Source organism: Thioclava sp. L04-15 (genome assembly GCF_002020275.1).
GTDB lineage: Bacteria > Pseudomonadota > Alphaproteobacteria > Rhodobacterales > Rhodobacteraceae > Thioclava > Thioclava marina.
In genome coordinates this window covers 1-856 of the sequence record NZ_MPZW01000030.1, presented here as the reverse complement: position 1 = coordinate 856, position 856 = coordinate 1, and the positions used below count along the sequence as shown (strand labels likewise).

The 856-nt window shown below is 60.0% G+C and carries 1 protein-coding gene; it reads left to right on the top strand.

Annotated features, from left to right (window positions below; translation table 11 throughout):
* Nucleotides 1–856 (top strand): TniQ family protein (locus tag BMI90_RS18460; RefSeq protein ID WP_210401986.1); only part of this gene is annotated, 856 nt, incomplete at both ends.

Below are 856 nucleotides of genomic sequence, written 5' to 3'. Positions count from 1 at the left end.
TCCGGATGGAATTTCGCGGCGAGGTGTTTGTCTCACGCGCCTTACGCAACCCTCAAATGCGCGGCTGCCCGGTCTGTCTGCGTGAGGATGCTGAAACGCATCCGGATGGAGCTGCGGCAGGCCAAGCGATGCGCGGCGACTGGCAATTGCGCGAAGTGAGCCTCTGCGTGCGCCACCGGCATCCTCTGGTTGACCTTTGGAGAGAGCAAACCCCGACAAAGCGCTACGACATTGGCCCCCGGCTAGCCGATATTCGCGAGATGATCAGCGGCGGCGATTTTGAGCAGCCCCGCGTGGAGCCATCCACCTATGATATCTGGCTTGATGCCCGACTGGCGACGGGGCGGGATGAAACGTGGCTGGCAAGCCACTCGCTCTACGCTGGAACGACTTTTTGCCGCCTGCTAGGTGCGGAGCTGGTCCGGCATGCAGATCCTTCGAACGTCGGAAACCTGCGAGCCGCGCAAGCTGCAGGCTTCGAGGTCGCCCGCCGAGGCGAAGAGGCAGTTCGCAAAGCACTGAGGGAGCTCGCCGAGCGCGCGACCGGAGCAAAGGTCGAGCCACGCGGGGCGTTCGGCGATCTCTATTCGAAGCTTTCAATAGACTATCTTCACGAAGCAGCTTTTGAACCATTTCGAGACCTCCTTCGCGAACGCATTTTAGAGACATGGCCCTTCGCCGCGGGCGAGGTAGTGCTTGGCCAAGAGCTACCGCGCCGTCGACTGCATTCGATCGCTTCTGCAGAGCATGAAACAGGCATTTGGGCGACAAGACTTGAGGCAGTTCTGATTGAGGCAGGCGGTCTATCTCCAAAGGATACGCGTCCGACAAATAGGAAAACCTTCGATGCTGAGCG